The 18,272-nt window shown below is 46.4% G+C and carries 16 protein-coding genes and 1 pseudogene; 4 read left to right on the top strand and 13 right to left on the bottom strand.

From position 1 onward, the window contains the following. Positions 1-48 precede the first annotated feature (48 nt). The 8 genes from SB724_RS17035 to SB724_RS17000 form a co-directional block, all read right to left on the bottom strand. Positions 49-1,857 (bottom strand): sigma-54-dependent Fis family transcriptional regulator, encoded by a 1,809-nt coding sequence (locus tag SB724_RS17035; RefSeq protein WP_410572060.1) that lies wholly within the window; start codon positions 1,855-1,857, stop codon positions 49-51. A gap of 106 nt (positions 1,858-1,963) precedes the next feature. Next, positions 1,964-3,343 (bottom strand): dihydrolipoyl dehydrogenase, encoded by a 1,380-nt coding sequence (gene lpdA, locus SB724_RS17030; RefSeq protein WP_410572058.1) that lies wholly within the window; start codon positions 3,341-3,343, stop codon positions 1,964-1,966. A 14-nt stretch (positions 3,344-3,357) separates the two neighbouring features. Beyond that, positions 3,358-4,551, bottom strand: coding sequence for a dihydrolipoamide acetyltransferase family protein (locus SB724_RS17025; protein WP_265973527.1), 1,194 nt, complete (start codon positions 4,549-4,551; stop codon positions 3,358-3,360). 14 nt (positions 4,552-4,565) lie between these two features. Further along, positions 4,566-5,594 (bottom strand): acetoin:2,6-dichlorophenolindophenol oxidoreductase subunit beta, encoded by a 1,029-nt coding sequence (gene acoB / locus SB724_RS17020; protein ID WP_410572056.1) that lies wholly within the window; start codon positions 5,592-5,594, stop codon positions 4,566-4,568. A gap of 1 nt (position 5,595) precedes the next feature. Next, the gene (acoA, locus tag SB724_RS17015) at positions 5,596-6,597 is read right to left on the bottom strand and encodes an acetoin:2,6-dichlorophenolindophenol oxidoreductase subunit alpha (protein ID WP_003155540.1); all 1,002 of its coding nucleotides are present in this window, start codon (positions 6,595-6,597) and stop codon (positions 5,596-5,598) included. A 276-nt stretch (positions 6,598-6,873) separates the two neighbouring features. Continuing rightward, on the bottom strand, positions 6,874-7,353 hold the full coding sequence (locus SB724_RS17010) for a DUF6884 domain-containing protein (protein WP_410572054.1): 480 nt from the start codon (positions 7,351-7,353) through the stop codon (positions 6,874-6,876). Positions 7,354-7,498: 145 nt separating this feature from the next. Continuing rightward, positions 7,499-8,482: a tRNA dihydrouridine synthase gene (locus SB724_RS17005; RefSeq protein WP_410572101.1), complete on the bottom strand. Its 984-nt coding sequence runs from the start codon at positions 8,480-8,482 to the stop codon at positions 7,499-7,501. A gap of 784 nt (positions 8,483-9,266) precedes the next feature. Then, positions 9,267-9,566 (bottom strand): YfzA family protein, encoded by a 300-nt coding sequence (locus SB724_RS17000; protein WP_410572099.1) that lies wholly within the window; start codon positions 9,564-9,566, stop codon positions 9,267-9,269. A gap of 452 nt (positions 9,567-10,018) precedes the next feature. On the opposite strand from SB724_RS17000, the pseudogene SB724_RS16995 reads away from it, so the two are divergent. Beyond that, positions 10,019-10,180 (top strand): annotated as a pseudogene (locus tag SB724_RS16995) (aminotransferase-like domain-containing protein); the annotation flags it as partial. Between the two features lie 152 nt (positions 10,181-10,332). Here the strand turns inward: SB724_RS16995 and rlmD are convergent. After that, positions 10,333-11,733 (bottom strand): 23S rRNA (uracil(1939)-C(5))-methyltransferase RlmD, encoded by a 1,401-nt coding sequence (rlmD, locus tag SB724_RS16990; RefSeq protein ID WP_007408520.1) that lies wholly within the window; start codon positions 11,731-11,733, stop codon positions 10,333-10,335. A 145-nt stretch (positions 11,734-11,878) separates the two neighbouring features. Next, entirely contained in the window at positions 11,879-12,742 is an 864-nt protein-coding gene (locus SB724_RS16985; protein ID WP_410572052.1) for a DNA-3-methyladenine glycosylase family protein, read from the bottom strand. A gap of 106 nt (positions 12,743-12,848) precedes the next feature. Between SB724_RS16985 and corA the strand changes: the two genes are divergently transcribed. The 3 genes from corA to SB724_RS16970 all read left to right on the top strand — a co-directional run bounded on the left by corA (position 12,849) and on the right by SB724_RS16970 (position 15,430). Further along, positions 12,849-13,808, top strand: a complete 960-nt coding sequence (gene corA, locus SB724_RS16980; protein ID WP_410572050.1) for a magnesium/cobalt transporter CorA — start codon at positions 12,849-12,851, stop codon at positions 13,806-13,808. 63 nt (positions 13,809-13,871) lie between these two features. Further along, positions 13,872-14,519 (top strand): hypothetical protein, encoded by a 648-nt coding sequence (locus tag SB724_RS16975; RefSeq protein ID WP_410572048.1) that lies wholly within the window; start codon positions 13,872-13,874, stop codon positions 14,517-14,519. Between the two features lie 50 nt (positions 14,520-14,569). After that, positions 14,570-15,430: an NAD(P)-dependent oxidoreductase gene (locus SB724_RS16970; RefSeq protein ID WP_410572047.1), complete on the top strand. Its 861-nt coding sequence runs from the start codon at positions 14,570-14,572 to the stop codon at positions 15,428-15,430. 106 nt (positions 15,431-15,536) lie between these two features. On the opposite strand, the gene SB724_RS16965 is transcribed toward SB724_RS16970, so the two are convergent. The 3 genes from SB724_RS16965 to SB724_RS16955 all read right to left on the bottom strand — a co-directional run bounded on the left by SB724_RS16965 (position 15,537) and on the right by SB724_RS16955 (position 18,237). Beyond that, positions 15,537-16,562 (bottom strand): sensor histidine kinase, encoded by a 1,026-nt coding sequence (locus tag SB724_RS16965; RefSeq protein ID WP_486304053.1) that lies wholly within the window; start codon positions 16,560-16,562, stop codon positions 15,537-15,539. Beyond that, complete coding sequence (locus tag SB724_RS16960) at positions 16,552-17,265, bottom strand: response regulator transcription factor (RefSeq protein ID WP_014417206.1); 714 nt, start codon at positions 17,263-17,265, stop codon at positions 16,552-16,554. Before SB724_RS16960 ends, SB724_RS16965 begins: the two co-directional genes overlap by 11 nt. Before the next feature lie 372 nt (positions 17,266-17,637). Continuing rightward, entirely contained in the window at positions 17,638-18,237 is a 600-nt protein-coding gene (locus SB724_RS16955; protein WP_410572043.1) for an undecaprenyl-diphosphatase, read from the bottom strand. Positions 18,238-18,272 lie beyond the last annotated feature (35 nt).

Raw genomic sequence — 18,272 nt, 5'->3', positions numbered from 1 at the left:
GGCCTCACACATAACGTGTCCGGCAGCCAAGAGAAGTATGCTTGTTTCTTACAATTGTCCGGCGGTGAGTTTGAATTTTTTAAGACGTTTGTAAAACGTGCTCCGCGGGATTCCGGCCATTTTGGCGGCCAGCGTGACATTCCCCTTCGCCGATTCAAGCGCGTTTACGATGATGTTTTTCTGAATGTGCTCCCGGATGGAGACAGGGGGCGCTTCTTCCTGTTCATAAGGCTCGGCCGCCTCTTTAAGACCTGACGCTTCAAGCAGGGCTGCGATGGGGCGTTCTGACAGCCGTCCGTCCGGGAACATGACGGAAAGACGTTCAAATACATTAAACAATTCCCTGATGTTCCCCGGCCATTTCCGGCTCTTTAATAGGTCTAAAAAGTCATCAGGAAGCTCCCCGCGCCAGCCGCGATTTCGCTGAAATTCAAGGAAGAGTCCGGGAATGTCTTCGGTGCGTTCTCTTAATGGAGGGAGATGGATCGGACAGACGTGAAGCCGGTAAAATAAATCTTCTCTCAGCTTTTTGCATTCGACAAGCTGTCTCAGATCAGTGTGGGTGGCAGTGATGATTCTGATGTCAACGGGAATCTCTTTTGTCCCGCCGACCGGGGTGACTTTCCGTTCCTGCAGCACCCGTAACAGAGCGACCTGCATGGAGTGTGATATTTCTCCGATTTCATCGAGGAAAAGCGTGCCTTTATCGGCTTTTTGCAAAGCGCCGTTATGTCCTTTCCGTTTGGCCCCGGTGAAGGCGCCTTCCGAGTAGCCGAACAGTTCGCTTTCAATCAGCTTTTCGGGGACAGCTCCGCAATTGACGGCGATAAACGGGCCGTTTTTCCTGGAGCTGTTGTTATGAATCGCCCGGGCGGCAACCTCCTTTCCCGTCCCGGTTTCTCCCGTAAGACAAACGGTTGCGTCCGTTCGGGCGACAAGCTCCAGCTGCTGAAGCATATGTCGGGATGACTTGCTTTTGCCTGCCGCACCATGAAATATAAAAGACGGCTTTTCTTCTCGTTTGGATAAATAAACGCATGTGTAGCCGTTCTCCTCCCGCTTCGCCTGCTTGATGTGGTAGCCCTGTTCCTCAAGCTCGCGCAGCATATGTCCGGTAAAATGCTGAACGGGACGGCTTGCGGCGATAACCCTGCTCATTTCATTGCAAAGCACGATCGGATCGTGTGACCGGGTCAGCCCGGCGAATTTGCTGATCATGTCAAGTTCTGTCATTTTGATCTTTAGGGCAAGCTCCCGTTCCGCCGTATAAGCGATGGAGGAGGCAATTCCGAGCATAAAAGGCTGAGCGCGGGCGGCGGGGCAGGAAATATCAATGACACCCGCCAGCCGCCCGTCTTCATAACGGATCGGCGCGGCGGAACAGCTCCATTGATGAGAAGCGAGCGAATAATGTTCAGAGCCGTGTATCATGACCGGCTCATTTGTATAAAGAGCCGTCCCGATCGCATTCGTGCCGACGGCCGTTTCCGTCCAGCGGGCGCCTTTTAAGAAATTGATGCGGTTCGCTTCATGAATGGCGCGCGGGTGGCCGTCAACTGAATGGACAACGCCGTCTGAATCAATCAGGAGAACCATCATTTCCATTTCCCGCATTGCCGTTTTCATTCTTTCTGCATACGGCGTTGAGGCCGCTAAAAATAACGCATGCTTTTCGGCCTGCCTTTCTAAATGATCTGCCGGCATCACATTCGGCCCTTTTTCGAGATAAGGGTTGACGTCGGCTTTTTTGCAGCGGTGCCATGAGGCCGCCACCCGCTTCTGAATACGGGATTCATCAAGCACGCCTTCTTTCACAAAGCGCTTCCAGGTTTTAAAATCATTCCGAATGACATTCATTGTATTCGCTCCCCCCTGTTCAGACCATCTTTTCATATATTGTAGGGGAAAAATAAAGCGCTTTCAACGAAAAATACCCCTTCTCATCTGAGAAAGGGTATTCCGGTTATACGGAATGCACCGCAAGTCCGGTGACATTCAGCAGGGCTTCCTGAAGCGTTTCTGACAGAGTCGGATGCGCCGCGATAAAGTGCTCCGACATATCCGCCGTCATTTCACCGTTCATCATCATGACCGCCTGACCGATCAATTCCGTCACGTCCGGCCCGATCATTGACACGCCGACGATTTCTCCGAATTCCGGTTCGGCAATGATTTTCATTTTGCCGCCGTGCTGATGCTTAATTAACGCTTTTCCGTTAGCAGAAAATGAGCATTCTCCGATTTTCACATCTCCGTATGTCTCTCTCGCCTGTGTTTCCGTCAGCCCGACAGCGGCCATTTCCGGCGATGTATAAATACAGCGGGGCACCGCCCGCATATTGACTTTGCTGTCCTTTCCCGAGGCATGCGCGGCGGCTGTGATTCCTTCATGAATGGCGGCATGCGCGAGCTGCATGCCTCCGGCCGCATCGCCGCATGCATATATATGAGGCACATTGGTCTGCATATGGTCATTGACTTCAATGCCGCGCGGAGAATACCGGATGCCGGCCTGCTCCAGATTCAAGCCATGCAAACGCGGTTTTCTCCCGATTGCAACCAAAACGTGATCAGCCTGCGCCTCAATTTCTTTGCCGTCTTTTGTCCACACGGCGGTTTTCCTTTCTTTGTCAATCCGTTGAAGGGCGGCTTTTGTCTGAATATCAGCCCCGCTGTCTCTTAAAGAGTCTTCGAAAACGGCGGCGATTTCCCCGTCTTCTGCCGGGAGCAGCCGGTCAGCCGATTCAATTACCGTCACTTTCGTTTTAAATCGGCTGAATAAAGAGGCAAATTCGCAGCCGATCACACCTCCCCCGACAATGAGCAGAGACGAAGGGATTTTCTGTAAAGAAAGAGCATCTTTGCTGTCGATCACCCAATCGCCGTCAAATGGGGCAAACGGCAGCTCCGCCGGTTCAGATCCGGATGCAATCAATATCCGGTCCGCTTCCAGAATGTCTTTTGCGCCTCCTTCCCCTTCAACAAGCAATGTCTGCTCTGTGAGAAATGAGGCTGTCCCGCTGATGACTTTAATCTGATTTGCTTTCATTAAGTATTGAATTCCCTGCACGAGCTGGCTGACGATTTGCCGTTTGCGCCCCTGCATGCGGTTCCAATTGAGTGTAATGTTTTGCGGCAGTTCGATGCCGAATGTATCTGCGTGCCTGATTTTATCGAGCACATTCGCGCTTTCCAAAAGCGACTTTGTCGGGATGCACCCCTCATTGAGACAAGTGCCTCCGAGCGGCCCTTTGTCGATCAGAACGACTTCTTCTCCCCTCCGCGCGGCAGTCACGGCAGCTGCATATCCGGCAGGCCCTCCGCCGATAATGGCTAGTGTCAATCTCTTCACCCTCTCTATAAAATCAATCCGCCCGGCTCTTCAAGCAGCGCTTTGACCGTTTTCAGGAAGTCCGCAGCCGGTGCGCCGTCACATACTCTGTGATCAAAGGTAAGACTTAGCGGCAGCATGATGCTTTTGACAAGCTCATCTCCTTTAAACGCAGGCGTTTCATAGCTTGCGCCTACTCCGAGAATACCGGCTTCAGGCGGATTAAGAATCGGGGTGAAATGCTCAATTCCGTAACCCCCGAGATTTGTAATAGAAAATGTCGATCCGTGCAGATCATCTCCGGAAGCATTGCCTTCCCGCGCCCGGCGTGCCGATGTACTGATGTGATCCGCAAGCTCAAGGAATGAAAGCTTTTCCGCATCCCGGATCACCGGCACGACGAGACCGTTTTCAAGAGAAACCGCCATCCCGAGGTGGACATATGGATAGGTGATGATCCGCTCCTCTTGATAAGAGCTGTTCAGCTCAGGATGCTGTTTCAGCGCAAGCACCGCGGCCCGGGATACGAAATGTGTGACCGTCAGTTTAACACCGCTCCGCTTTTTCGCGCTGTCGGCGAGCTGCTGCTGCCATTTTACAAGCTCCGTAATGTCCGCTTTCATCGTCAGCGTCAGCTGGGCGCTGTTTTGCAGGCTTTTGTGCATTCGGTCTGCAATCACTTTTCTCATCGCTGAAGCCGGTTTTCCCTCCGGCTGTGCCGTCTGAACCGAAGACTGCGGTTCAGATTCCATCTTCATGGCCTTGATGACGTCAGCTTTTACGATCCTGCCTCCGGGCCCCGTCCCGTTCAGCGTATCAACTTTCACCCCGGCTTTCTCCGCCATTTTTCTGGCAACGGGAGATATTTTCACGCGGTGTTTACGCTTTTGCACGGCTTTGGGAGCGGGAATATGTTCAGGTTCAGATTGCGGTTTCCCTGCATTTTCAGGAGCCGGCGCCTCCTTCTCCCGCACTTCTTCGCCGTTTTCCCCGATATAACAGATGGGCGTTCCCGGCGGGACTCCTTCTCCCTCTTTGACTTTAATGTGAAGAAGCGTGCCGCTTTCAGGCGCTTCTATTTCCATTTCTATTTTTTCCGAGTTAATGCTGGCGATGCTTTCTCCCTTTTCAACCGGGTCGCCGACTTTTTTATTCCAGACGGATACTTCACCTTGCTTCATCGCCATTCCCAGCTTCGGCATTACTACTTTTACAGCCATTCTATATCCCTCCTTTAATTCATTGCCGGCTCGCCAAGCAATTCAAGCGTGACGCTGACAATTTGGTCTGGTGTCGGCAAATATTGATCTTCAAGCACCGGCGAAAACGGCACCGGTGTATGCGGCGCTGTAATTCGCTTAATCGGCGCATCAAGCAAATCAAAGCCCTTATCGGCGACAATCGCAGCAATATCCGTGGCGATGCTGCAGCGCGGATTGGCTTCGTCAATGATGATCAGCCGGTTTGTTTTTTCTAACGATGTGAAAATCGCTTCCTCATCTAAAGGAGACAGACTCCGGGGATCAAGCACCTCGGCGTCGATGCCTTTCTCAGAAAGCTGTGCAGCCGCTTCAAGCGCGGTATTAACCTGCTTGCCGACCGCAAACAGCGTGATGTCGCTGCCTTCGCGTTTGATATCCGCTTTTCCGAGCGGAATTGTATAATAATCTTCCGGCACCTCGCCCTTCATGTTGTAGGACGTTTTGTCTTCAAAAAAGAATACCGGATCATTGTCTTCTATTGCCGAAAGCAGCAAACCTTTGGCGTCATATGGATTGGACGGCACAACCGTCTTCAGACCCGGGATGCTGGTGAACAGGCCATACAGCGCCTGCGAATGCTGAGCGGCTGCCCGGAACCCGGCTCCGTATGTGGTGCGGACGGTGATCGGCACTTGCGCTTTACCGCCGAACATATAGCGGAATTTCGCCCCTTGGTTGATCACTTGGTCAAAGCACGTTCCGATAAAATCGTTAAACATCAGTTCCGCAATCGGTCTCAGCCCCGTGGATGCCGCAGCCATGGCCGCACCCATGTAGCCCGCCTCAGAAATCGGTGTATCCAGCACCCTGCCTCTGCCGAATTCCTGTACGAGCCCCTTAGTGACCCCGAGTACACCGCCCCATGCTTCATCATCCTGCAAATGATCGACCGCCGCTCCCCCGGCGACATCTTCACCGATTACAAGCACATTGTCGTCTTTTCTCATCGCAAGCTTCATTGCTTCATTGATCGCGTCCGACATGCTTATGACTCTCGCCATCTCACATTCCCCCTTTTTCATATGACACGTAGACGTCTGTCAACAGCTCTGACTCTTTCGGATATGGACTCTTTTCGCTGAACGAGACGGCTTTTTCAATCGATTCGCTGACACGCTGTTCGATGTCTGACAGTTTATTTGCATCTGTTTCTTTTAGAAGATAGTTTTTAAAGCCTTGAATGGCATCCTTTTCTTCAAGATGCTCAGTCTTTTCATCCTTTGTTTTATAAGTTTGGGCATCCCCTTCGAAATGGCCGTAGTTTCTGTAAGTCATACATTCAATCAAAGACGGGCCTCCGCCGTTTCTTGCTCTTTCTATCGCTTCCCCGGCTGCCTGATAAACCGCTAAAATATCTTTTCCGTCCACCGTGACCCCCGGCATGTTGTAGGCAGCAGCCCGATCGGCGATTGAATCACAGGCTGACGCGTACTCAAATGTCGTCGCTTCGCCGTAGCCGTTGTTTTCGGCGATGAACACGACAGGAAGGTTCCATACTGCCGCTAAGTTCAGCCCTTCATGGAAGGTCCCTTGGTTATTGGCTCCGTCTCCAAAGAAGCAAACGCTTACATTTTTAGTTTGTTTATATTTAGCCGTGAGCGCTGATCCGCATGCGAGCGTAAAGCCGCCCCCGACGATTCCATTTGCGCCTAACATGCCTTTATCAAGATCCGCAATGTGCATAGAGCCGCCTTTTCCTTTACACAGTCCGGTCGCTTTTCCGAATATTTCCGCCATCATGCCGTCCAGATCACAGCCTTTAGCGATACAATGGCCATGTCCCCTGTGCGTGCTTGTAATGCTGTCGCCATCATCTAAATGAGCGCACACGCCTGCAGCTACCGCTTCTTCACCGGCATACAAATGGACGAATCCGGGAAGCACTCCTTGCGCGAACAGTTCATGCACTTTGTCTTCAAAGCCCCTGATTTCCAGCATCTTTTGGTACATCCACAGCGCTTTCTCCTCAGTTAATGACAAGCCTTCTCGTTTTAACAATTCCATTTTGTGCGCCTCCTTCTATTTAGGGTTCACATATATAAATGCAAGAAGTGTGCCAGCCTTTGGAGCCCGGAAAATGAATGTTTTTATTTTTACACCGGAGACAGTTTGAGACAGGTGTCTCATTTTGTCTCGATCTGTTCCCTTTGTCTCGTTTTATGGCATACAAAAAAGACCGGGCATCACCCTGTCTTTGACAATGATCGACGTATTTATTTCCTCGGAAATCTTTTAACTGCTTCATTCTTCTGCATACAGTCTATCGCGGCGTTTGAGTGGTTACACTCTTTTTTTCATATCCGCGCGCTGCAGTTCATGCTTTTCTTCAACAGCCCGATTCAGCGCTTGAAGCATGTAGCCAATGCCTTTATACGATGACAAAGGCCAAGTGATATGCTGATGCTCTCCGATGACGGCGTTTAGGACGCTTCGGTATTTTTTCCCGCCAAGCATGACAAGCTCTTCGATGTCGTAAAAGCCTTTTTCATGAAATTGACGGCGCAGCTCGTCCGCTGCCATGATCTCCGGATGACCGGTTCCAAAAGTGACATCGTAATTTCCGGGAACCATATCATCCGGACGAAGGAATCCGTGCTTCGCCGACAAAATCACCCACTCATCGAAAAATGCTTTCGCATATTGCTCGCACGCCTGATGAAACGGGCTGAGATAAGCGTCTTCCGCCCTTACCGGACCTGTATCTGAATGGACATCCCAAATTTTTTTCTTGCCGCAGGGGATGATGCACAGTCGTTTCATTTTTCTCTCCCCCTTTATGATGTATCTCCTATCAATGTACCATTATTCGTTTATTTCTGCATGACGGATATGTCTGGGTAAAAGCTGCACACAAAAAGACCCGGAATTCAAACCGAACTCCGGGCCGGATGAAGAGTTGTTTATGTCACTCTTGCTCCATCCCATCAAGATACTTTCTCTCAAAGTCATCGAGCAATGCACGCACTTCATCTGTTGACTTTGTATTCATGCATTGATTTCTTAATTCACTTGCTCCCCGGAATCCGCGGAGATATATCTTGAAAAAGCGAGGGAGCGGTTTATATGCTCGAGCTTCTGCTTTTGAATATTCATCATGAAGATCCAGATGCAGTCTCAAAAGATCAAGCAATTCCTTACTGCTATGCTCTCTCGGCTCCTTTTCAAAGGCGAATGGATTAGTAAAAATGCCTCGTCCAATCATAATCCCGTCAACACCGTATTGTTCAGCGAGTTTCAAGCCGGTTTCCCGGTCAGGAATATCCCCATTTATCGTCAAAAGGGTATCTGGCGCGATCTCGTCACGAAGTTTCTTGATTTCCGGGATGAGCTCCCAATGCGCATCTACTTTACTCATTTCCGCTCTTGTACGCAGATGAATGGAAAGATTCGCAATGTCTTGTTTCAGTATGTGTGTCAGCCAGCCGCGCCATTCGTCTATATCCGTGTAGCCGAGTCTGGTCTTCACACTTACCGGCAGACCCCCTGCTTTCGCCGCCTGTATTAATTCGGCTGCAACTTCAGGACGGCAAATCAGGCCGCTTCCCTTTCCATTCCCCGCCACATTAGGTACAGGACAGCCCATATTGATATCCAAGCCCTTAAACCCTAATTCCGCCATCCCAATACTCATTTGGCGAAAGTTTTCAGGCTTATCTCCCCATATGTGGGCAACCATCGGCTGTTCATCCTCCGTGAAAGTCAAACGGCCGCGCACACTATCCTTCCCATCCGGGTGACAATAGCTTTCTGAGTTTGTAAACTCTGTGAAAAACACATCAGGTCTGCCTGCTTCACTCACAACATGGCGAAAAACGACATCCGTCACATCTTCCATTGGTGCCAGTACAAAAAATGGCTGTGGTAATTCACGCCAGAAATTATCTGTCATAACAAATCCAAATCCTTTCATGATGGGATACAGCCAAACCTTTATCCCAAAATTAAAAACTGACCATGCTTCTTTTACACTTATAGCATGTGTCAGCACTTCTTATCAAACGATAGTAAATTTTGAACATTTCACTTTTTACACGTTAAAAAGTGAAAAGCGAACTGAAGTAGAACACATTAATTGAGTTAACGTAATAGACTATCGCTATAGTTAACCCCATATCGTTCATTTCTGATCAACTCAGTCAACTCCTTAACCTTTAAAAAGGGTTTGAGTGAGAAAAAAGTGTGAAGATTATCTACACCTATTTTTTATTTATATTGTGGTTTATTAATAGTAGCGCTGACCTTCATCTTTCTTAGCGGCCTTACTTTTGCTCTTTTTGGACAAAAAGGATTCCAACCTAAATAGAATATCATATGAGTTCTCCCTATTACCAATGCAAAATAATTGTCCTGTTATCGAAGATAAAATATTTAACGCTGCACCATATCCGTATCTCAATATCATTTACGGAAAACTAATTCGATTAAGCAAATGGGGTTGGGGGTGGTATATCTGGGTACTCAAGAGAATGTAAAAAGTTAACTTGCCGCTTGTGAATCACATGGAGTAAAGAGGGCCATATGTTAATATCTTTATACAATCACCTATATATGTTTGTATAAGGTTACGATTCAGTAATCCTGATCCAAAACCAATAAAATAGACTGCTGACTAAGTGCCGCAGTCTTCATTCATAAGATTAATAAGAAAGTTTCTTTCATCATTAAATAAGGCATCAGAAGTTATTGCTTTCATTTCGAATATCCTTTGTTATACCTGTGATTATGTGTATAACAGTGAAAACCCCCAAGAAAACAGTGACAATATTAAACCATGGATTATCATAGAATGAAAGATATGTTTGAAAGAAATCCAGTTCAACTATGTTTGCTGGGAATCCATTCATTTCTCTATAATTAGGACCCCATCCCGTTAATACTGCAAAATTAAAATAAAGCTGTGAAACTAAAAATGCCAAAACCGTGAGAAACCAACTTTTTTTATATAACGGTCGTTTTTTGTTTACTTGATCCATTTCATTATCCATTTCCTTTTCTGCAATCTTTTTAGCCAAGTGACAATCTAACATCATTATATGATGAAGCATGATTGTCGCGATAATTACTTATTAAGGATATAACCATCTCAGGTATTACTATAATAGTTGTTATCACTTGCTTTTCCGCCTCGGATTTATTCCTTTTTTGGGAATAAGGAAAATAATTGGTTTCCTGTTTAGGATTTCATATCATGTATAACGACCAAACATGCTTTTTTAGTGTGTTTGATCTTTTATCCACAGTTGTTGCTAATAGTAGATGTGCCAACTGCCGTTGTGATTAGTGTAAGTAAGCAACCTTGCCTTTTACAGCTTCTACTTCAGAACCTTCGTTCAGTTGTTGAGGTTCCAATATCTCTTATTCGGTTTCACTCCCTTTTATCATTTATTACAACTATCGCCAATAGTAGAAGTGCCGATGAGTGTCGGGACTTTATTCTTTAAGAAAGAAGTTTACAAAATATTAACTAAAATTACAAGTATTCACGGAACTTGAACGACTTGTTATTGCTTCTGGTTCACAACAAGATCTTCATATTTTGTCTGTAATGCCGTTTCCAAACGGAAAAAAGAAAGTGTTAATAGAAAGAGCCTGCTTGGCTGTTTTTCACTTGCTTTTCCATACGTTTTTTCAACTCTTTTTATCAGTTAAATAAAGACAGATAGGACAAGGGCAAAACATGAAAAAGACCCGGAAATCGGAATTGTTTATTTACCGAAATCCAGGTCTGAATTGTTTATTTTAGTTAGACGATTTCAACACAAGCTTCGCCACGGCTTCCACATGAGCCGTCTGCGGAAACATATCAACAGGCTGAATATATTCGACGCGATAGTCCTTCGACAGCGTCTGCAAGTCTTTCGCCAGTGTGGAAGGATTGCAGGATACGTAGACGAAGCGTTTCGGTTTTACTTTTTTGATGGTATCTAAAAATGTTCTGTCACAGCCCGTTCGCGGCGGGTCGACGATGACCACGTCAGGGCGGAAGCCTTCTTTCGTCCATTTCGGGAGCCAGTGTTCGGCTGTTCCTGTGACATATGCCGCGTTTTTGATGCCGTGTTTTTTGGCGTTTTTCTTCGCATCATCAATTGATTCTTTAATGACGTCCATGCCGCGGATCTCTTTTGCGCCGCTTGAAACCCACATGCCGATCGTACCGACGCCGCAATACGCGTCTACGACTTTTTCTTTTCCTGTCAGCTGAGCCGCTTGTTTCACTTCGTCATACAGCTTGACCGTCTGCTCAGGGTTGAGCTGGAAGAAGGCGCGGGCGCTCAGTTCAAATGACACGTCACCGAGCACTTCTTGAATGGCATGGCTTCCGGCCAGCGCTTTTGTTTTGTCACCGAAAATGACGGATGTGCGCGCGCCGTTGACGTTTTGAATAATCGATTTCACTTCCGGCAGACGGTTTTGAATGGCTTTGACAATCTCGTCTTTATTCGGCAGTGTCTCTTTCGCGGTGACAAGCACGACCTGCACTTCGCCTGTTTCAAAACCGACTCTCGTCACGATGGTGCGGACATCGCCTTTTTTGGTCCGTTCGTTATAAACGGATACGTTGTGTTTTTCCAAAATACGGCGGACGATACCCGTTGTTTTGTTTGTCGCCGGATGCTGGACAATGCATTCCTTAATCGGAACGATTTTATGGGAATCAAGTCCGTATAAGCCGGCAATGATGCTGCCGCTTTGCGAGCGTCCGACTTGGAACTGGCTTTTGTTCCGGTAATTCCAAGGGTTGTCCATTCCGATCGTATCTTTAATGTTCATTTCTTCGACATTGAATCTCGTATGACGTTCCAGAGACTGAATGACGATGTCGCGTTTTTCGCGAAGCTGCTGGGTGTATGCCAGATGCTGAAGCTGACAGCCGCCGCACTGGTCATAGACCGGGCATGGCGGCGTGACGCGGTGTTCAGACGGCTTGCGGATTTTTTTGACGCGTGCTTCTGAAAATTTCGGCTGCACATTTGTCGCTTCGGCAACGACTTCTTCACCGGGCAGAGCGCCGGGAACGAAGACAACTTTTTTCTTAAAATAGCCGACGCCCTCTCCGTTAATGCCGAGACGTTTGATGGTCAGCGGAAATGTCTGTCCGATTTTCAATTCGGCAGGCGCCTTTTTTTGATGTTGATTCACGTTTTTTTCTCTCCGTTTCTATATAAAGCCTTCCTCCTGGGAAAACGGCTGATTTGAAATATCACATCTTTTCAGTATAACATGCAGCCGGCGGTTCCTTCATGTTTTTCACTGGAAGTTTCCAAAAAATGATCAAAGCGGTTTTTCATTCAATGCTTCTCCACAAATATAAGGACGCATAGCTTAAATACGGCGCCCATTCGCTGCTTACCTGAAGCATCAAGTCTTTTGACGGTTTATCCTCTAGGGCGAAGCGGCGTTTGACGGCGTTTTGCAGGCCGATGTCCGCCAAAGGAAACAGATTCGGGCGGCCGAGGCCGAACATGAGGACGTTTTGGACGGTCCACGGGCCGATGCCTCTGATGGTGATCAGCTTTTTCATAATGTCTTCATCCGATAAATGAGAAAGTTCCGCCAGATTGAGCGCTCCGTCTGCAATCATCCGTGAAATGTCAATCGCATATTCCGCTTTTCTCATGCTGAACTGGAGCTCCCGCAAGTCCTGATAATCAAGCCCCGCGATCGTTTTCGGCTCGGGATAGCACCAGACGCCGTCTTTTTGTTCACCGAAGGCATGGACGAACCGTTCCGTTAAAGTAAAAGCGAAGGACAGGTTGAGCTGCTGGTGGATGATGCATTTCATGAGACAGTTGTAGACGTCATATTCCAAGACGAGCGGGGTTCCCGCATGCTCCTCAAAAAGCGCCGACAGATTTGTTTTTGAGAAATGATCAAGTACAGGCTGAAGCGGCTGCTCCCACTGAAAAATGTGTTTGATCCGTTCAATCATCTCCTCGCTGTCCGTTTCTCCGCTGACGAGAAAAACCGGGTCTGCGGCGGTGCCTTCCGCTTGAACCGTAATGACGGACAGTTTGCCGTTCCGTGTTCTGAGCGGCACTTTGATTGATCTTGCTTTAAGATCGACCGCATTCAGCGGATCGAGCGACAGCCTTTCAAGGACTTTATCAAAATGATACGGCGGTGTGACCGAAACCGTTTCCTTCCACATATGCTCCACCCCTTTTTGTCCAAGTATATCATGAAGCGGCCGGGCGGCAATTCGTATACTTTTCTTCATAACGCCGCATGATATAATGGCAGGCGGAGGGTTGTTTATGATACATATAACCGCAATCACAACACATAATGAGATATTAGATAATATCCCCCTATCACGTACAGAACAACCGGACATCGCATGGTACTGGATTGATTTTTTCGGCGCTGAGATGCATGAAACCGAGCTGCTGCGGGATTATTTTCATTTTCATCCGCTTGCGATCGAGGATTGCTTTCAGCACATGCAGCGGCCGAAAATCGACCATTATGACGGCTACCGTTTTTATGTGCTCCACGCCTTGAACCCGGACACACTGGAAATGGAAGAGGTAGACATTTTTCAGTCCGACCGTTTCATCGTCAGCTTCCATTTGCACGAATCGCCCGGCGTCTCAAGGGTGAGAGAACGGTTTTTCGCTTCTCCGGGATTAGCCAAAAAAGGGCCCGGGCACATCACTTATATGATTATGGATCAGCTTGTCGATGAATATTTCCCCGTGCTGTACAAAATTGAAGACCGGCTGAATGAAATTGAAGACAGCAGAACCCATAAATCTTACGGCACTTTAATGAATGAAGTGTTCGAATTGCGGACTGATCTTTTGAACCTGAGGCGGACGATCATTCCGATGCGCGATTTAATGTACCGGATTTTGAGCCTTGACCATGTAAAAGAAAGGCGTGAAACGAAGGCGTATTTCAGCGATATTTATGACCACCTGTTAAAACTGGCTGAGCTGATCGAGTCAAACCGTGATATGACGTCAGATTTGCGGGACAGCTATGTGACGCTGAATTCAAACCGGATGAACGCCATTATGATGACATTAACCATCGTCTCGACCATTTTTATCCCGCTGACGTTCATCGCGGGGGTTTACGGCATGAATTTCGATAACATGCCTGAACTTCATTGGAAATACGGGTATTTTATCGTTTTGGGCGTAATGGCCGTCCTTGTGGCCGCCATGCTGTTTTGGTTCGCCCGCAAAGGCTGGTTTAATATTTTCAAGTAAGAACGGCTGCCGGCTGTTCTTTTTTTTGAGAAAACATGATAGTCTGGAAAAAAACGTAAAGAGGTGTGCGCTGTTACCATCTTTTCTCACAAAATCATTTCTTCTGTCCTCCTGGCTTTCAGTGTCATGTCCATTGCCCCGCTGTATAACGGCCGTACGGTGTCTGATTACATCTTTGAGTCGCTCGGCTTTTCCTCTTGGTCGGAAGATGGAGCCCATATCTCCGTCATCCCCGGGGTCGTGCTTTACTTTGCGGCGTTAATCTGGTGTGCCGCCGCGTTCAGGCGGACGCTTCCCGCAGCGGGGCTGTTTCTGATCTTTCTCAGTATGGGGGCCGCTTCCGGTATCAGTCCCGCCACTGAATATGCCGCTTTTTCCTTAAAACAGTTCGCGCCCGAAAAAGAGGCTGTCGAATATTTGAAGCACCGCAGCGAATGCAGTCATCTGGTTGAGCGAAAAAGAGCGGGCATGAGCTGCACGCTTTATATCAATCATTACGGAAAAGGGGAACAAACCATTTCTGTCACCCCGGATTTATCAGAAAACATAAAGGGCGTCACATTCAAATCAAAAACATTCACTGTAAAACCCCGTTCAAAAACAATCATTAAAACGCGGTTTACCGGATTTTATAAGGGGAAAGCCGCCTCAGACTCCGGATGGTCTTCCGAACCTGAACTGAAAGTGGCAATCCTGTACACAGCAGATTAACCATTTTGCATGTATAATAGCGGAAAACCTTACATTGGAGGGACTGTGAAATGAAGATCGCCATCGTCGGACTCGGCAATATGGGCCGCCCCATCGCCGAAAATATCATGAAAGCCGGATACAGTCTGACTGTATATAACCGGACGAAAGAAAAAGCGGCTGACCTGCTGGAAAAAGGGGCCGAATATGCCGAAACGCCCCGCCAGGCAGCTGAACATGCGGATATCGTGCTGTCCATGCTGTCAGACGATGAAGCCGTAACAGACGTGACTTTCGGAGCTTGCGGCATTATTGCCGGGTTATCTGAAAACGGCATTCATATTTCGATGAGCACGATCAGTACAGCGCTGTCAGAACAGCTTTCCGCCGCACATTCGGGCAGAGGGCAGTCCTTTATCGCCGCTCCCGTCCTAGGCCGCCCCGATGCCGCTGAGAAGGCCGAACTCCGCATCATCACAGCCGGACCGGCGGAAGCGAAGAAAAAGGCCGAACCGCTGCTTAACATCCTGAGTCAGCAAGTATTTGACACGGGTGAAGAAACAAAAACGGCCAATGCCGCGAACATCAGCGTCAATTTCTTGCTCGTTTCTATGCTGGAGGCGTTATCTGAATCATTCTTAATGATGGAGAAGTTCGGGTTAGAACAAAAACAATTTTTAGAAATCGCCGGCGCGCTCTTTGGCTCTCCCGTCTATCAAAATTACGGAACCATGATAGCTGAGGAGAAATTTGAGCCGGCCGGTTTCAAAATGTCTTTAGGGCTGAAGGATACCAATCTGGCGCTCGCCGCCGCAGAACAGGTTTCCGCAAAACTCCCTCTTGCAGAACTGGCCAAGAGCCATTTTGAAAGCGGGATCGCACAAGGCTTCGGGGATCTGGATTGGGCCGCACTGATTAAATGTATCAAATAAGCAGTGAAAACCTCTCCCGTTTAGGAAAAAATGAAACCAATGTGTTCTCTAACACATTGGTTTCTTGGCTATTATAGGCGTCTGTTTCTCTTTGTAATCATTCCATTCATGTCCGTATTAATTTTATTTCTCCAAATGCAATGCCGAATATTGTTTTTATATAAGGGGTGCTGTCAACCCATATTCTCCCTTGATTCTTCTCAATTAATGCTTTGGCAATTGAGAGTCCTAAACCGCTTCCCGAGTGTCCTGAGCTTCTGGACTGGTCGCCCCTGTACATCCTCTCAAATACCTTCTCTGATTCTGTCTTTGGTATCCCCGGCCCCCTATCCCAGATCAGCAGTTCAAATTCTTTGTCATTCTCTTTAAGTTCTATGCCAAGAACCTTTCCTTCTTTTCCGTAAAGGATGGCATTTTTCAAGATATTCTCAATAATTCTAACGATACTTAGACGATCCGCCATAATAAGACACTTTCTTTCAGGAATATTTATTTTAAGCTCTAATTCATTTCTTTTTATCTCCGGCAAGTATTCAATCAATAACTCTCTGGTTATTTCAGAAAGGTCAATAATATCCGGCTGCATCGGCATTTCATCTGCATCCAGTTTAGCCATGTTAAATATTTCATCAATTAACTGCTTTAAATGATTCGACTTCTTTGAAACAATGTTTACATATTCCTTCTTTTCTTCTTCCGAGGCTGCAATATCATCTTTCAACGCATCTAAATATCCTATAATTGATGTAAGCGGTGTGCGAATATCGTGTGATATGCTTGATAACAGGCTTTTTCTCGCTGCGTGCGTTTGAATCGTTTCCACCTGTATTTTCTCTAACTTCTCGATCAATTCGTTTATTGAAAAAACCATTTCATTAAATATCGGAGCCCCATTCGCAAATATTCTTGTCGTTAAGTTCCCATTTAATGTCCGCTTAACCGCATGGATCATTTGAATGAGCTCATTGTTGAATTTGCAGTAAATTGTAATAAGGATTACAGACAAACCGATCAGCAGACCATAGACAACCAATTTAACAGTGTTAAGCTCTTGGTGCTGCCAGTCATATAAACAATTGAGGCAAATCAGTGTAATCTGCAGAAACATAAGATATATGATTTTACGACTCATCTTTCTCACCTGCAAATTTGTATCCTATTCCCCAAACTGTTTGTATAAATTGAGGATTAGATGGGTCTTTTTCTATTTTTTTTCTCAGCTTTCTTATGTGAACCATCACGGTATTGTCATCTTCTAAGTAATGATTGCCCCAAACATTCCGAAACAACTGAGCCTTCGTAAATACCTGTTCCGGATTGGAAGCCATAAATTTCAGCAGCTCCAGCTCTTTTGCGGTTAATGATATTTCTTCACCTGCAACGCATACGATATATCTTTTCACATCAATTGATAAACCTTTATATTTCAGCAGCGGCTTCTCTTCTGTTCCGCTGCCGCTCCCTAAAATGAAAAACCTTCTCATCAGAGCCTTAATTCTGGCCACAACCTCGTTTACGCTAAAAGGTTTTGTAATATAATCATCTGCTCCTATACTCAACCCTACAATTTTGTCAGCTTCATGGTCCTTTGCAGTAAGCATAAGTATTGGCACATTGGTTTTTTCTCTTAGTTTTCTGCATACTTCAATCCCATCCATTTTTGGCATCATGAGATCCAATATTACGAGGTGATAAGTATTTTGTTCAAATAATGCCAAAGCTTCCTGTCCATCCTTTGCAACATCTGCTAAATAAAGTTCCCGTTCAATGTATTTTTTTAATAAATCTCTGATCACTTTTTCATCATCAGCGATAAGGACACGAATTTCTTTCACTTCATGACACCCGCCTTCATATTTTTTGTATTTATGTAAGTGACAGCAAATATTCATTATTACATGATATGCAATCTATCATATGATCTTTTAGCCAATTTTCAGTATTTTATATAAACACAGATGTATTCAAATTGTCGGCTTATGAAAATTGTAACGCTCAGCTTCCAAATATAACTTTGACACAAACGTCATGATATTTAAAGAGTAAGCCCTAATTCCAACAAGATCAGTATTTCGATTATGTTTTTATGTCGGGAATTTGTCCCCTAACCGCTAAATTATTACCTGTTGATCAATCATCAATATGAGTTTTTTGTTTGTGCTCGAACGAACAAAAACACCTGGTTCATACAGGTGTTTCTCATCCGCCTAAACATTTTTCGACCTCTCTTTTCGGGGTAAAATACAGCCCTCCCCCTTTTCATAAAGAGTAAGAACTTTTTTAGTCAATGCAAGCCTTGGTACAATCCAATACGATAACACCGCTGAAGTCATTCCGAAAAGAGCTCCGGCCGCAACATCGAAAGGATAGTGTACACCTACCCATATGCGTGAAACAGCTACACTAAGTGCAAGCATGATCCAAATCCAGCCTGTTTTTTTATATACAAGCCAAAAAGAAAATGAGATAGAAAAGAATAGGATGGTGTGATCGCTTGGAAATGAATTATCCACCGCATGATCTGCCAGTTTGTTAACATTTGAAAGAACTGCAAATGGTTGATGATTGGAATAGAGTTGACCGGCAATTTTCCCAATCATCTCTGCTATAATGAATGCCGCTCCCGCCTGTATGACCATCATCCTGTTTTTGTCATTTCGGGTAAACCAGAAAACAAGCATAACGAGTGCTAAAATAAACACTGCATATTCAGCAAGCATGACCATTGCTGAGTTTAGAAATGGAAATTCTTTACCTAAATCGTTCACAGCACGAAAAGCGGTCATATTCATCTCTGAGAAAGACACTTATACCATCCTCCTATTTAAACACTCATTTATAT

Source organism: Bacillus sp. SIMBA_031 (genome assembly GCF_046535225.1).
Lineage (GTDB): Bacteria > Bacillota > Bacilli > Bacillales > Bacillaceae > Bacillus > Bacillus velezensis.
Note: the sequence above shows the minus strand (reverse complement) of the source record. Positions and strands in the feature narration are given on the sequence as shown.

Coding starts and splice junctions, on each gene's coding strand:
- SB724_RS17035 (WP_410572060.1), bottom strand. CDS start 1,857: ATGAATGTCATTCGGAATGATTTTAAAACCTGGAAGCGCTTTGTGAAA.
- SB724_RS17025 (WP_265973527.1), bottom strand. CDS start 4,551: ATGGCTGTAAAAGTAGTAATGCCGAAGCTGGGAATGGCGATGAAGCAA.
- acoB (WP_410572056.1), bottom strand. CDS start 5,594: ATGGCGAGAGTCATAAGCATGTCGGACGCGATCAATGAAGCAATGAAG.
- acoA (WP_003155540.1), bottom strand. CDS start 6,597: ATGGAATTGTTAAAACGAGAAGGCTTGTCATTAACTGAGGAGAAAGCG.
- SB724_RS17010 (WP_410572054.1), bottom strand. CDS start 7,353: ATGAAACGACTGTGCATCATCCCCTGCGGCAAGAAAAAAATTTGGGAT.
- SB724_RS17005 (WP_410572101.1), bottom strand. CDS start 8,482: ATGACAGATAATTTCTGGCGTGAATTACCACAGCCATTTTTTGTACTG.
- SB724_RS17000 (WP_410572099.1), bottom strand. CDS start 9,566: ATGGATCAAGTAAACAAAAAACGACCGTTATATAAAAAAAGTTGGTTT.
- SB724_RS16985 (WP_410572052.1), bottom strand. CDS start 12,742: ATGTGGAAGGAAACGGTTTCGGTCACACCGCCGTATCATTTTGATAAA.
- corA (WP_410572050.1), top strand. CDS start 12,849: ATGATACATATAACCGCAATCACAACACATAATGAGATATTAGATAAT.
- SB724_RS16970 (WP_410572047.1), top strand. CDS start 14,570: ATGAAGATCGCCATCGTCGGACTCGGCAATATGGGCCGCCCCATCGCC.
- SB724_RS16965 (WP_486304053.1), bottom strand. CDS start 16,562: ATGAGTCGTAAAATCATATATCTTATGTTTCTGCAGATTACACTGATT.